12 protein-coding genes are annotated in these 13305 nt (G+C 56.6%); 2 read left to right on the top strand and 10 right to left on the bottom strand.

Going from position 1 to position 13305, the window contains the following annotated elements; genetic code table 11:
- Window positions 1-34 precede the first annotated feature (34 nt).
- Both G438_RS11405 and G438_RS0107795 read left to right on the top strand, forming a co-directional pair.
- Window positions 35-526 (top strand): hypothetical protein, encoded by a 492-nt coding sequence (locus G438_RS11405; RefSeq protein ID WP_051259416.1) that lies wholly within the window; start codon window positions 35-37, stop codon window positions 524-526.
- On the top strand, window positions 519-1043 hold the full coding sequence (locus G438_RS0107795) for a YbjN domain-containing protein (protein WP_026460842.1): 525 nt from the start codon (window positions 519-521) through the stop codon (window positions 1041-1043). Before G438_RS11405 ends, G438_RS0107795 begins: the two co-directional genes overlap by 8 nt.
- Window positions 1044-1233: 190 nt before the next feature.
- Here G438_RS0107795 and miaB read toward each other — a convergent pair whose 3' ends face one another.
- The 10 genes from miaB to G438_RS0107740 form a co-directional block, all read right to left on the bottom strand.
- Entirely contained in the window at window positions 1234-2757 is a 1524-nt protein-coding gene (gene miaB / locus G438_RS0107785; RefSeq protein ID WP_240471033.1) for a tRNA (N6-isopentenyl adenosine(37)-C2)-methylthiotransferase MiaB, read from the bottom strand.
- Between the two features lie 69 nt (window positions 2758-2826).
- A complete protein-coding gene (locus G438_RS0107780; RefSeq protein ID WP_420804724.1) occupies window positions 2827-3318 on the bottom strand; it encodes a CinA family protein in 492 nt (163 codons plus the stop codon).
- Entirely contained in the window at window positions 3290-3904 is a 615-nt protein-coding gene (locus G438_RS0107775) for a regulatory protein RecX (protein WP_026460839.1), read from the bottom strand. The genes G438_RS0107780 and G438_RS0107775 overlap by 29 nt, the downstream gene beginning before the upstream one ends.
- A 10-nt stretch (window positions 3905-3914) precedes the next feature.
- Window positions 3915-5006 carry a recombinase RecA gene (gene recA, locus G438_RS0107770; protein WP_026460838.1) on the bottom strand — a complete coding sequence of 364 codons (1092 nt, stop codon included), beginning with the start codon at window positions 5004-5006 and terminating at the stop codon, window positions 3915-3917.
- Window positions 5007-5284: 278 nt separating this feature from the next.
- A complete protein-coding gene (locus G438_RS11400) occupies window positions 5285-6466 on the bottom strand; it encodes a peptidase C39 family protein (protein ID WP_051259415.1) in 1182 nt (393 codons plus the stop codon).
- Complete coding sequence (locus G438_RS0107760; RefSeq protein WP_026460837.1) at window positions 6463-8052, bottom strand: ABC transporter ATP-binding protein; 1590 nt, start codon at window positions 8050-8052, stop codon at window positions 6463-6465. The genes G438_RS11400 and G438_RS0107760 overlap by 4 nt, the downstream gene beginning before the upstream one ends.
- A complete protein-coding gene (locus G438_RS11395; RefSeq protein WP_084403198.1) occupies window positions 8049-8921 on the bottom strand; it encodes an ABC transporter permease in 873 nt (290 codons plus the stop codon). Before G438_RS11395 ends, G438_RS0107760 begins: the two co-directional genes overlap by 4 nt.
- Window positions 8918-9868, bottom strand: a complete 951-nt coding sequence (locus G438_RS0107750) for an ABC transporter permease (RefSeq protein WP_026460836.1) — start codon at window positions 9866-9868, stop codon at window positions 8918-8920. Before G438_RS0107750 ends, G438_RS11395 begins: the two co-directional genes overlap by 4 nt.
- A gap of 207 nt (window positions 9869-10075) precedes the next feature.
- Window positions 10076-11680, bottom strand: a complete 1605-nt coding sequence (locus G438_RS0107745; RefSeq protein WP_026460835.1) for an ABC transporter substrate-binding protein — start codon at window positions 11678-11680, stop codon at window positions 10076-10078.
- Window positions 11681-11819: 139 nt separating this feature from the next.
- The gene (locus G438_RS0107740) at window positions 11820-13145 is read right to left on the bottom strand and encodes a M20/M25/M40 family metallo-hydrolase (RefSeq protein ID WP_026460834.1); all 1326 of its coding nucleotides are present in this window, start codon (window positions 13143-13145) and stop codon (window positions 11820-11822) included.
- Window positions 13146-13305: the final 160 nt, after the last annotated feature.

The raw sequence follows: 13305 nt of genomic DNA, 5'->3' as shown, positions 1-13305 counted from the left end.
ATGCGTACGGTATTTTGCGACTACTGTTAACACCATGTCTGCGGATGTCACAACACCGGTGAGTCTTGAACGTTTGAGTGAAACACTAACCGGAATCGGTATTGTTCCTTTTGTCGCTCCGGGCAATCAAGTAGCCGCTATCTTGCCTCCTGCCCGCGTTATCCGCTTTGTTGTGCAGGATAATCGTCCCGTACATGGCATCGCCGAATGGCATCGCCTCCTTGCTCCTTGGCACCGTAAGGCCGCAACTCAGGCGACGCGCACGGTCAATGCCACCACGTATCTTCCCAAATTAAGTGTGGCCGATAGCGCGGCAGGCGGCCTTGTTGTGCGAGCCCAACACGTGTTCATGTGGCCCGTTGGTGCCACCGACGTGCAGCTGCGTGGCGAGGTAGAGCAGTTTATACGTGCCACATTTGCCGCATTCAGCACACTGGAGAAAACCTTCATTGATCCTTGGGGTCCCCTTTCACCCGCGCATGACAGCGCCACCCTCACAACACCTAAGGAGCAAAGCAATGACTGAGTGGACCTCCATCAACATCGACGGCGTCGAGCCTTTAGTCAAAGGCCTATCTTTTGGCGCGAATACGCCACCTCCGCCACAGCCCGTCCCAGTGGATGAAGCTGCCGCGAAGTGGGGAACCAGGGTGGAACCTTTCGACCTGGATCGCGTAGAAAAGATTCTGAACAGTGATGGCCTTGCAACGGGCCGTGGCCAGTATATTGTCGTCACCGAAGTCCAGGGGCGGCGTATGCAGATCCATCACGAGCCCGCCTCCTGTCCGTGGATTCAGATCGAGGCCGTGCTCCCCTGCCACGACAGCAAAGCGCAGGCTGACGAACGGTGCAACGAGTGGAATAACACCCGCATGCAGCCCACTGCATTTGTTGTGGAACGAGGGGCGACCGATGACATCGTATTCGCTACGCGTTTTTATGTGGAACATGGCCTTTCCGACCGGCAGTTGCACACGCTCTTGCGTCGCGGCATCGGGGTGACACTCCAAGCGATCACCGCATTCGAGGCGCCCGCCTCGTAAATGACGGCTCTTGCGACGGTGCTGAGATTCCTCGGTGGGCTTCCTGGCTGAAATCGCGCCCACGGGTCCCGCAAGCGCGGGCGGCGTACCCTCAGGCGTATTCACGCTAGAGGGCCAAACGGCAGGTGTTGCGCAAGGGAAAACCTACGGTAACGCTCACACAGGCACAGGGTAGCGGATATGCGGGTGTCTAGCGGATTTTCAATGTGGGGATACCCAATGGGATGCGACTGTCTTTCGCTTCTGCTTCAGCTGCACGCCGTCGCTCCCAGGCATCACCTGCACGTGTGTGACGGACCTCGAATAAGCCGCCCTCAAGGGCAGAGTCGGCAATGAGATGGTGGGGTGCGCCGTGTGTGACTCGGGCACGCACCATGTCGCCCGGACGCGGGGGCTGCGCAAGGCTAGGGGGCACAGCAATATGGACGAGGCGATTATCGCGGGCGCGCCCTGAGATACGTGCCGTCGCCTCATCTTTACGTCCATGCCCTTGGCTGATGAGCACCTCAACATCTGTGCCAACAAGCGCCGCATTGTCTTCGGCGCAAATCCGCTCTTGGACCGCCAAGAGGCGCTTGTAACGTTCAAGGGCAACATCGTCGGGAACTTGGTCATCTCGATCCGCTGCGGGGGTACCTGGCCGTCTCGAATAAAGGAAGGTAAAGGCTGAACTGAAACGTGCCTCTTCCACCACATCAAGAGTGGCTTGGAAATCGTCCTCTGTTTCACCAGGGAAGCCCACGATAATGTCGGTGGTAATCGCGGCGTCAGGGATGGCAGTACGCACACGCTCGAGGATACCCATGTATTTTTCACGCCGATAAGAGCGACGCATTTGACGAAGGATCGCATCAGAACCTGATTGCAACGGCATATGAAGGCTTGGCATTACCGTTGGGGTTTGAGCCATTGCGTCAATGACATCATCTGTGAAGGCTGCGGGGTGTGGGCTGGTGAAACGCACACGCTCAAGTCCATCGATCTGCCCCACAGCGCGCAATAATTTCGCGAAGGCACCACGGTCGCCAAATCCCACGCCGTAAGAGTTGACGTTCTGTCCGAGCAAGGTGACTTCAATCGCGCCTTCTGAGACCACGGCTTCCACTTCAGCCAAAATGTCGCCCGGCCGTCGGTCACGTTCCTTACCACGCAGGTGAGGCACAATACAGAAGGTGCAGGTGTTATTGCAGCCGACCGAGATGGATACCCATGCTGCATACGCACTTTCGCGTTGAGTGGGCAAAGTCGACGGGAAAACCTTTAATGCTTCTTCGATTTCAACGGCCGCTTCCTTATTATGCTGGGCGCGTGCAAGGAGAGCAGGTAAGACATCAATATTATGTGTGCCAAATACGGCATCCACCCACGGAGCTTTTTCAATGATCCCGTCGCGCATTTGTTGCGCAAGGCAGCCACCTACCGCGATCTGCATGCCGGGCCGCTCCCGTTTGACCGCTGCAAGCTGCCCAAGGTTACCAAACAGTCTGGTGGCCGCGTTTTCTCGCACTGAACACGTGTTAATCACCACCACGTCGGCACCCATATCGCCAGCATCCGTGGCGCGCTTGGCAGCCTCGGGTACCAGATCAACAGGTAAGAGTCCGGCACGTTCAAGTAGGCCCGCCATGCGTTCAGAGTCATGCTCATTCATTTGGCAGCCCAGGGTACGTACCGCATAGGTGCGTGGGAGCGTGGTGTTCATTTCGAGTGTCATCGTCTTAGATTCTAGGGGGCGCAGAAGACAAGGTGTTCAGCTGAGCCATAGCGTGGCAGAGGCAATTGGTCACAGTTGGCGAAGCTGACCTGAAAGTAGCGCCAGTGCGGCATTTACGGCCTGGCGTCGAATTGTTTGACGGTCCCCTTCAAGGTGAAGCTCCTGCGTGATGGTACCGCCGGGCCACGCTAAGGCAATAAACACGGTGCCCGCATCATGCCCATCGGCAGGGCCAGGTCCGGCAACCCCTGTTGTAGCAAGGGCAAGGTCGGCTCCAAATAGGCTCCGTGCACCTTGGGCCATATATTGAGCAACCTCAGGGTGGACAGGACCGTGGGCGTCAAGTAATGAGGTGGGAACGCCCAGGATTTTGGCTTTGGTATCCGTACTGTATGTGCACACGCCGCCGCGCAGCACTGCTGAGGCACCAGGAACATCAACGAGCCGAGCACATAAAGCACCGCCGGTCAGCGATTCGGCTGTTGCCAGCGTGAGGCCACAGGTTTGAAGCGCCTCGATAAGTCCTTGCGGATCACAGGTAGGGTGTTTCGTCATACTCATCTGCCCATTCGTTGAGCGCTTCGCCAACCACTTGGGTGACGATGCTACCGCTGTACCCTTTTCTGGCGAGCATAGCGCTCAGTCGCCGCCTGGCAACATGCGGTTCAAGCTTCGCCAATGTTCGCCGTTTCGCACTGACGAGTTGCCGGGCACGTGCAATGGCATCGTCACGGTCCATATCAGAAAGGACCTGCTGGATAATATCGGAAGGAAGCCCCTTTTGTTGCAGGTCACGAATAAGAGCAGGGCCAACCTTACCGCTTCCTGCGAAGCGGGCATTGACCACCGCTGTGGCGTACGCGAGGTCATCCACGAGGCCCACACGCTCTAGGCGACTAAGAACTTCATTGGCAACATCGGAGCTAAATCCGCGGGTCGTCATTGCACTGTAAAGTTGCGCACGAGAATGTGCACGCACATCCAGACGTCGAAGTGCAACTTCCCGCGCTGCCTCGATGGCGGCGCTTCCTGTGAGGTGCGCGTTTTTCTCGCGTAGCCGCGCACGTTTCTCGGCGTCACTGCTGCGGCTACGCGAGGAGGCTTCGCGTGCGTCGATGCAGTCTTCAGGATCGCTGTAGCGAACCATCTGTTGAACCTTAGAAACCTGCGTCCGCAGATGGGTCGCTTACCGCCTGAGGAGCCTCGTCGACTATTTCGGCACCGCTCTGCCCAATACCCATTGCCGCGAGGATCTTCATTTCAATCTCTGTGGCCAGTTCTGGGTTATCGACAAGGAATTTACGGACGTTTTCTTTGCCTTGACCCAATTGATCGTCCCCGTAGGTGAACCATGCACCGGATTTTCGGATAATGCCGGTTTCGACACCCATGTCAATAATCGACCCTTCACGGGAAATGCCTTTGCCGTAGACAATGTCGAATTCGGCTTGTTTGAAGGGCGGTGCCATTTTGTTTTTCACAACCTTGGCACGCGTACGGTTACCGACCGGGGCGCCTGCTTCTTTCAGCGTCTCGATACGTCGCACGTCGATGCGAACGGAGGCGTAGAACTTCAAGGCTTTACCGCCTGTAGTGGTTTCTGGTGATCCGAAGAAGACGCCGATCTTTTCACGTAGCTGGTTAATGAAGATGGCTGTGGTACCGGTCGCTGACAGTGCACCGGTGATTTTACGTAGTGCTTGGCTCATCAAACGCGCTTGCAAGCCGACGTGACTGTCACCCATTTCGCCTTCAATTTCAGCTTTGGGGACAAGGGCCGCGACAGAGTCGATAACGATAATGTCGATACCACCCGAGCGGATCAACATATCCGCAATTTCGAGCGCCTGTTCTCCGGTATCGGGCTGGGAAACGAGTAACGCATCAGTATCAACACCCAAGGCGCGCGCATAAACTGGGTCTAAAGCGTGTTCTGCGTCAATAAATGCGGCGTTACCGCCCGCTTTTTGGGCCGAGGCAACGGCATGAAGAGCCACAGTGGTTTTACCTGAGGATTCAGGACCGTAAATTTCAATGACGCGACCACGGGGTAGGCCACCGATACCGAGGGCAATATCAAGGGCCAGGGAGCCGGTAGGAATCACTTGGACTGGCGGGCGCGTATCTTCACCCAAGCGCATCACGGAACCTTTACCAAATTGCTTGTCAATTTGCGCCAGGGCCACTTCTAGGGCCTTATTGCGGTCATTACCAACAGTTGTTGATGCACTTTTACGTGGTGCTGCCATGATGGTTCCGTTCTGTCTTAGGCCTCTCCGGCCTGCCAATAGTCCTGGTCTTGCGATGCCGAGCCCTCTCCGAGCTGGCATAGACAACCGTATGTTCGACCACCCACATCTGCGTCCCACCGTTACCTTTTATGGAAGGAGGGGCACTGCTGTCCACACACCACAATAAATGGAACACATGTTCTACACTGTGTGGACACGCCGCAGATCGAAACTAGGACTTAAACCACATCAGCGCCAAGCCCAAAGATCAACAAGGTCCACCCCTACGCACTCACCTATTCCACACTTGATGGCAGGTTTTCACCCAACAGTAAAGCCACTCGCCCACGCTCTTCACCAGCATTTTCAGTCCACGCGGCAACAGCCCACATATCCTCCGCTTTAATGGCCTGATAAGCCGTTTCCACCCAGGTTTCACCAAAGTCTTCATCAAACCACGGGTCATGTAGCAAGAAATACTCCCCCACACGACCCCACAAAAGCACCCAGTGAGGGACATCTTCTCCGTTGAGCGGTTTGAGATCGACCAGGACAATAACTCGAAGCCCACGATCCACGGCAGCGATCAACTCATCAAGTGTAAGCTCCCCTACCACTTCGGATGCGCCAGATGACAACGCCAACGCACGGTGCGCCTCGAAAATCTGATGACGCAGCTGCGTGGAAACCATCGCATGTGGCGGAGCCAAGCCAATCAGTGGTCCCGTCGCAGACACGCGCATCATTGTAGGCATCTGCACGCGAGCTATCACCGCAGCTAGGCCAGCGTGACAGCATCCATAGGTGTAGGTCGCTTCACGCCACATCGCCATTTCTTCATCAAAGCCACCCACCACATGCCGGTCAGTCCCCGACAAGGCCATAATCACACTGGCAGGACCGCATGTGAAATCACTTTGCTGCCGTTCATAGATCGGTGCAATGTTGACAAGACGTACAAGATGCTCCGGGGCGACAAGAAAACGAACCCAGCCACGCCACTGCGTGCCACTGAAAGCAGGTGACGCGCAGTACTTCGCCTTAGGTAATTCCACGAACGCGGCATCCTGCAGCAGCGGTGTCAGCACTTCGTCGTCATCAGGCACCTGCGCTTTCACGCTCAATACACCCGCGGCTCGTGCCTCCTCCACGACCGCGTCAATCAGCAAACGCACGGCAGCCACCTCATCGGAAGCAACTACCTCCCCAGTGCGATCTGCCTCAGGACAGTACACGCCGACAATGACGCGTTGGGCCCCTATGCGGCGATGCACTTCCCATAGATACGCCACCGGGCGCGCCTGACCTACTCCATCCATGCCATGGTCCGAGGCCACCCACAGTCTCGCCGAGCGCACTCCCCCGCTGCGCCCCCACAGCTGAGCCAGCGCCAAAGGAAGCCCCGCCTGCAGCAGCACATCGGTAGCCTGATCCTTCAGTTCCACCTCACGGGAGGTAACGAGCAGCGTGTCGCTCATGCGCATTGGCCTTTGATTTCACGGCCCGGGACTGCCTCAAGTAAGGATTGCGTGTAGTGATGTGTGGGCGATTCCAAAAGCACAGCCGTTGGCCCTTCTTCGACAATCACACCGTCTTTCATCACCATAAGACGATCACACGCCGCTCGGGCAACAGCAAGGTCGTGAGTAATGAAAAGCAAGGCGAAACCAAGCTCTTGACGCAAATGCTCCAAAAGTTCAAGTACTTGGGCCTGTACCGACACATCCAATGCGGATACTGGCTCATCACAGACCAACAATTGGGGGCGTGTGGCGATGGCACGCGCAATGGCCACACGCTGTCGCTCACCGCCCGACAGTGCCTTCGGCAACCGCGAGGCGTATTCGACAGGCAAACCCACCGACGTCAGCAGCTGTGGTACTTCCTCGCTACTGCGCCCCACCGCCAGCAGAGCCTCAGCTAACGCCTTACCAACCGTCAGTGACGGGTTGAGAGCAGAATACGGATTCTGGAAGACCATACTCACCGGCGGGACCTTCCAACCACCCCGATGTGCTGCAGCGGATGCAGGTGCCTCGTCAATAGTGACCGAACCGGAGTCCGGCCGTTCCAAACCGACGACACACCGCGCCAACGTAGTCTTACCAGAACCCGACTCGCCAACCAGGCCCACTGCCTCCCCAGGCGCAATCGTGAAGTCGATACCGTCAAGTGCCACATGGGCCACGCCACCTCGTTGAGCACGAAATATCTTCGTCAACCCTGTCACCTTAAGCAAAGCCGTGGCGACCCGCAGTTCTTTAGGCACCAAGGCTTCACGTGGGTCAGGGCCATCAAGACGCGGCTCCACCTGAGCCAAACGGCGCGTGTATTCGTGACTTGGCTGAGACAGTACACGGCTAACGGGGCCCGATTCAACAACCCTTCCTGAACGCATCACGACAATATCGTCACCATATTCACGCGCCAATGACAGATCGTGGGTGATCAGGATCAGCGCCATTCCGCGTTCACGGCGAATACGAGCCAATAGTTCAAGAATATCCCGCTGTGTCGTCACATCCAGTGCCGTTGTTGGCTCGTCGGCAATCAATACTTCAGGTTGAGTGTCCAATGCGGCCGCAATGGCGACGCGCTGACGCATCCCCCCTGAAAGCTGATGGGGCCTTGCCATAGCGACACGAGGAGGCAAACCCACTTCGGCCAGTCGAGCCAGGACCCGGTCGCGGTTATCCTGCGCCTTACGTGACTTACGTGCAAGGATCTGCGAACCGCAGCTATGGGTGGGCGACAACGATGTGAACGGATCCTGCGGAAGCCACACGATGCCGTGGCCTCGCCGTGACCGAATGCGATGCGCCTGCGTGTCAAGTGAAAGGTCGACACCCGCCAAATTCAATGTGCCCGCTGCTCGAAGCCCAGAAGGCAAAAGGTGGCAGAGTGCGCGAGAGAGCATAGATTTACCGGCGCCAGATTCGCCGACAATAACCAGTGTGCGTCCGCGGCGCGCCTCAATAGAGACGTCGTCAACGATGACAGCGCCACTCGGTGCGCTCACCGTGATATTCGAGGCGCGTAATGCGATATCGTCACGTGTACTCATGCGCCACTCCGTTCCTGTGCGCGGACGGCGAAATAATCGCCTGCAATATTGATGGCTGCTGCGGCAATGATGATGAGTAAACCTGGCACGACAGTGGCCGCAGGGTTTTGGAAGATAAAAGCACGTCCGTCAGCAAGTTGACGACCCCAATCTGCTGCCTGCGCCGATACCCCCAGCCCAAGGAACGACAAGCCAGAAAGAGATACCAAGGCGAATGCCACGTTGACGAAAAGATTAGCCCACACGATAGGCAAAATATTGGGAAGCACATGAACCGCTAGGATGCGCCGCGTCGGCATACCCAACAAGATCGCCGACTCAAGGTAGGGTTTAGGCATTTGCTGCAAGGTTGCGGCACGCACCATACGCACATCAGAGGGCGCAAAAAGGATCACGAGTACCGCCACCGTGAACCAGTACCCACCCCCGAGGACACCGGCAACAACGATAGCCAACAAGGTGACAGGAAGAGCCAACAGTATTTCGCAGCTACGCGACACGAGCGCGTCCCATAATCCGCCTCGCCAAGCAGCCGTCACACCCAGCACGATACCAAGTAGCATTGACCCAAGGGCGATGACCACTGGCCCAATCAGTGCCGAGGCGGTCCCAGCTGCTGTCAATGCCACAACATCGCGGCCAAGTGTGTCGGTTCCTAAGAGATGTCCTGGGGTACCCGCGGGAGTCACCCCCAGAGTGACGTTTTGTGCCAAGCCTATGTCTTGTAGCCACGGCGATAAGCAGGCGACAAAGAAAAGGATCACAAGAATGATGACCGATAGGCCCACTGATGCAGGTACTTTCGTGCGCACCTGGTGAACGAGGTGTTGATGGAAGCGGCGAAGCTTAATCTGCGTTGCTTCAGTCATTGCACCCCCTGGCGTGCATGCGCTGTCGGATCAATAGCGAGGACTAGAAGATCAACGACAAGCGTGACTGCAACGATCACCCCCGCGACCAACAGCACGATCGCTTGGACAACCGGGACATCTTTGAAGGTGATCGAGTCGGCGAGTAGTTGACCAAGGCCCGGCAGTGAGAAGGTTTGTTCCACTAATACTGTGGAGCCGAAAAGTGACCCTAAGACTAAGCCAGCGGACGTGATAATCGGGATGGACGCATTCTTTAAATACATGCGGCGGATCCGGCGACGATCAATACCTCTGGAACGCGCGAAGGTGACGTAGTCCTGCTCCAATTCATGCGCTACAGCGGCTCGCGTAATCCGAATGATGAGGGCACACGTACCCACCGCAAGTGCGATACCTGGCAAGGTGAGGTGCCAGGCGAGGTCTGCACCGCCTCGTCCGATACCAAAAATTGGAAACCAGCCGAGCATCACAGAAAAGACGTATAACAAGATCAAACCAAGTGCGAAGCCTGGGGCACTGATACCTACGACTGCCCACCCCACAATGGTACGGTCGGTCCGACTCCCTATTCGGTGTGCCGCCACAACGCCAAGGACAATGCCTACACACATCGCCACAATGAAAGCGATCAATGTCAACAGTGCCGTCACACCAACACGTTGAGTAATGGTGTCAACGACGGGCGCATTGGTGCGTATCGACGTACCAAGGTCGCCGGTGAGAGCATTCGCTAACCATTTGGCGTATTGGATAAGGAAAGGATCATCGAGGTTGTATTTATCGGTGATTGCCTGCCGTACTTCGTCGGTCACACGTCTGGTGCCAACCAACGTTTTCACAATATCCCCCGGCACCAGGTGCAGGAGGGAAAAAACAATGAAAGAAAGGACAAGCATGACGCCCGCGGATTGCGCGATACGCGACATCACCTGCTTCAGTGCCATTCGACTCCTTCCTACGACGTGGAGGCGACGGGAGTGCCTTTGGGCAACTCAACTACGAAGTACTAGCTTAGGCATGTTTTACGGCGAGATTCCAACGTCCAAGCTGTGGTTTACATAATGTGTCGAGGCGAACACAATGTCCGCATCAAAAAGTGTTACTGCCCCAAGCTTTCTCTTCACGGTCAGCCTGGGGCAGTACACGGTGTCTTATTGCGTCACCGGTAGGCTGAGTGCCCAAGGTGTCATGAAGAAGTAAGGGGACAACTCACTGGCAGATACCTTCGGACCAAGTACCGTCGTTTGAGCACCCCACCACATTGGCGCATACGCAAGGTCATCCAAGGCAATCTTTGTCGCCGCTACTGCATCAGTGGCGCGCTGGGTCGCATCGGTTTGGCTGGTAGAGGCAGCAATGAGCGACTGTACCTCGTCGTTCACGTAGCGTGCAGGGTTACCAGGGCCAAGCAGCCACCCAGAAATTTCCACCGCATCACCTGTGGTTGGCGTGTACGACATATAGGAAATCCCATAATCACCCGTGCCCAGAGTAGAAATCCACTGTTCGACAGGTTGGTCAGTCACTGTGAGGTTAATGCCAAGACCTTTGAGGTTATCGGCGATAGCCAGCGCGGCAGTACCTAACTCCGGGATGGAATTGGGGTACAGCAGTTCCGCGTCAAAGCCTTGCGGCACAGATGACTGGGCAAGTTCTTCCTTGGCTTTGTCAAGGTTGAAGTTGTAGGTTGGCAGGCCAGCGATGAGGTCACGTGCAGCATCCACACCAATTTCGGTGCCCAGCTGCTCTGGGCTTTCAATGGAGGTCGCAACTTCACCACGTCCTTGCAGGATGGAGGACACGATAGCTTCGCGGTCGATGGCGTAAGCAATGGCGCGGCGCACGTGGATGTCATCGAAGGGTGCGACGCCCGCGTCGAAGGTGAGACCCACGTATGAGCGGTCAGTTAGGGTGATGGCTTTGGCGCCAGTGATGGCTCCATACTGTTCGGTCTGCGCGGCAGGCACCTGTAGTGCCACGTCAATTTCGCCTGATTGCTGTGCGAGCAGACGCGTGGATTCATCAGAGAAGAATGCAAATTCAACGGTGTGTGCCGCAGCGTCATTGGCAGTGCCCCACCACGTGTCGACACGTTCGAAGGTGGCATGGGAGTCAGGTTGGAAGGCCACCGGCTTATAGGGGCCAGTCCCCATAATGAGATCCGTGGAGGAACCATAGGCTTGCGCGGCCTCGTAGTAGGCCTTCGACGTGATCCACAGGCCACCATTTGACGTGACGGTCCACCCAAAATTCACTGCAGGAGCAGGCAAGGTAATGGTGATGCCATTGTCACCGTTCGCAGCAACGTTGACACCTTCGGGCCAGTACACCGCTGTTGAAGGTGAACGCTCTGGGTCCCGTGCTACTTCGATAGAAAATAGGACATCATCAATGGTGACGTCTGTTCCATCGTGGAATTTGACGCCGTCACGCAGCGTAAAATTCCACGTTTGCCCATCGGTCGTTTCCCAGCTTTGTGCGAGCGCCGGGATGAGCGCACCGTTGCCGTCAACACCAAGCAAGCCTTCTGAAGACAATTGAGCTACGTAGTAGTTCAAAATGCCTGCTTCTTGGGCAACGTCAAGGGTTGACAGGCTACCGGGTAGCCCCACTGACAGTGTTGTCGCGCTACTGCTTTGACTGCTGGTAGCGGTGGAGGGCACGGAGGATGGCGCACAGGCCGCCATGCCCATAATTGCTGCTGTAAGTGTTGCTGTTGCGGCTAGTCTTCGTGCGCCGCGTAGTGCACCTGGCATGGTTCAACCTCCTGGAAGAAATAGGGGATGCCCTTTGTGGACCAAGCGCAAAGGTAGGGCATCTTGACCGAAAAAGACATACCGTGACACTAGGTGGGCGACAGTAACACCCTGAAAGGCACGTATTTGCTACGTGCACCTATTGCAAGAATCGGCGTACTACCTCATGTAGTGCCATCACGGTCAGCTCCAAATCCTCCAAAAAGAGACATTCGTCATGGGCATGTAATTGCCCATAGATACTGCCCAACGTACGAGGCTGAGCACAGGAGCCAAAGCCGTAGCCCACGCCACCTTGTCTTCGCGCAACGCGTAGATCTGTACCGCCGGGGAACAGGACGGGAATCACGCGAGACGTGGGGTGTTGTTCGCTCAGTACCGTTGCGATCACGTCATAGAGGCGATTGTCTTGAGGGCTGAGTGTTGCCTCTTCGCAGATGAGTCGCTCAATGGCTACCTTGTCATGAAAGTCAGCCAGTGCGTGGCGTAGTACCGCGTCTACATCGTCATCATCCATGCCGGGCAAGGTGCGGATATCAAGGTCAATCTGGGCATAGGACGGCAATACATTGATGGCAGTACCTGCATGGATGGCGGTGCGCGCAATACTCATACGCGAAATGGCGTGCGCGTATGGGGCAAGGTCACCAAAACATGTGTAGTCACCGTCATAGGTGCCGCCGATCAGTGATGTTTCGGTTGCCTGGTCAAATTCGAAGGCCTCAACGAAGGTGGCCCACAAATCGTCTGCGGCCCTGGGGACGATGGCATTGCCGAGGCGCTGCACCACCTGGGCGGCAATGTCCACGGCGCTGTGCTTGCCTAGCGGTACCGAACCGTGTCCAGCATCGCCCGTGACGTGAAGCCGACGCTGTGCCGCACCTTTTTCACCAACAGTGATCACAATGGCATCGCTACCGCGAGCGCCGTGGATATGCCCACCGCCTGATTCTGATATGCAGTACCGCCAGTCGATGGCATGAGGCGCGTGTTCTTCAATCCACCGCATACCTAAGCCTGCGCGCGCTTCTTCGTCGGCCGCAGCGACGAAGGTGAGTGCCCCACGGAACGTCGTGTTGCCTGTTGCGGCCGCTTTGATAATGACGGCCATTGCGGCGGTCAGGTGAAGCATGTCAACCACTCCCCTGCCCCACAGTTTTTCTCCGTCGCTGCTGACTTCAAATGGTGGGTGACTCCAGCGCGATTGGTCCACTGGAACAACATCGGTGTGTCCGATGAGGGTAAGAGGATCAGCTGTTGGGTCGCTGCCTGGCAGGTGGGCGATCAGTGTGGTGCGTCCAGGCGCGGGTTCAATGCGGGTCACTGTTAAGCATGTGTCAGCGAAATAGCGTTCCAAAGTGTCCGCGCTGCGCCACTCGTTGCCCGATGTGGGGTTGGAATCGTTGACGCAGGCGTTGGCAACGAGTTCTTTTAGCAACTCAACGGTTTCTTCGACAAGGTTCATATTTCACTCGCTCAACAGTGACGGTGTAGACCAAGGCATCGCCTAGGGCACAGATGGAGGCGACGCGGTGCGCAATACCGCCTCCTGCAGGAAGGGTGCCGCCGCCTCGTTAATCATGCCACGTTATCGCGATACGCTACCTGCCGCATTACCGCAGTAG

The organism is Schaalia suimastitidis DSM 15538, from assembly GCF_000429105.1.
GTDB lineage: Bacteria > Actinomycetota > Actinomycetes > Actinomycetales > Actinomycetaceae > Pauljensenia > Pauljensenia suimastitidis.
Note: the sequence above shows the minus strand (reverse complement) of the source record. Positions and strands in the feature narration are given on the sequence as shown.

Excerpts from the sequence above, each read along its gene's own strand:
- G438_RS11405 (WP_051259416.1), top strand. The coding sequence starts at position 35 with ATGTCTGCGGATGTCACAACACCGGTGAGTCTTGAACGTTTGAGTGAA.
- G438_RS0107780 (WP_420804724.1), bottom strand. The coding sequence starts at position 3,318 with ATGAGTATGACGAAACACCCTACCTGTGATCCGCAAGGACTTATCGAG.
- G438_RS0107795 (WP_026460842.1), top strand. The coding sequence starts at position 519 with ATGACTGAGTGGACCTCCATCAACATCGACGGCGTCGAGCCTTTAGTC.
- recA (WP_026460838.1), bottom strand. The coding sequence starts at position 5,006 with ATGGCAGCACCACGTAAAAGTGCATCAACAACTGTTGGTAATGACCGC.
- G438_RS0107745 (WP_026460835.1), bottom strand. The coding sequence starts at position 11,680 with ATGCCAGGTGCACTACGCGGCGCACGAAGACTAGCCGCAACAGCAACA.
- G438_RS0107750 (WP_026460836.1), bottom strand. The coding sequence starts at position 9,868 with ATGGCACTGAAGCAGGTGATGTCGCGTATCGCGCAATCCGCGGGCGTC.
- G438_RS0107740 (WP_026460834.1), bottom strand. The coding sequence starts at position 13,145 with ATGAACCTTGTCGAAGAAACCGTTGAGTTGCTAAAAGAACTCGTTGCC.
- G438_RS11400 (WP_051259415.1), bottom strand. The coding sequence starts at position 6,466 with ATGAGCGACACGCTGCTCGTTACCTCCCGTGAGGTGGAACTGAAGGAT.
- G438_RS0107775 (WP_026460839.1), bottom strand. The coding sequence starts at position 3,904 with ATGGTTCGCTACAGCGATCCTGAAGACTGCATCGACGCACGCGAAGCC.
- miaB (WP_240471033.1), bottom strand. The coding sequence starts at position 2,757 with ATGACACTCGAAATGAACACCACGCTCCCACGCACCTATGCGGTACGT.
- G438_RS11395 (WP_084403198.1), bottom strand. The coding sequence starts at position 8,921 with ATGACTGAAGCAACGCAGATTAAGCTTCGCCGCTTCCATCAACACCTC.
- G438_RS0107760 (WP_026460837.1), bottom strand. The coding sequence starts at position 8,052 with ATGAGTACACGTGACGATATCGCATTACGCGCCTCGAATATCACGGTG.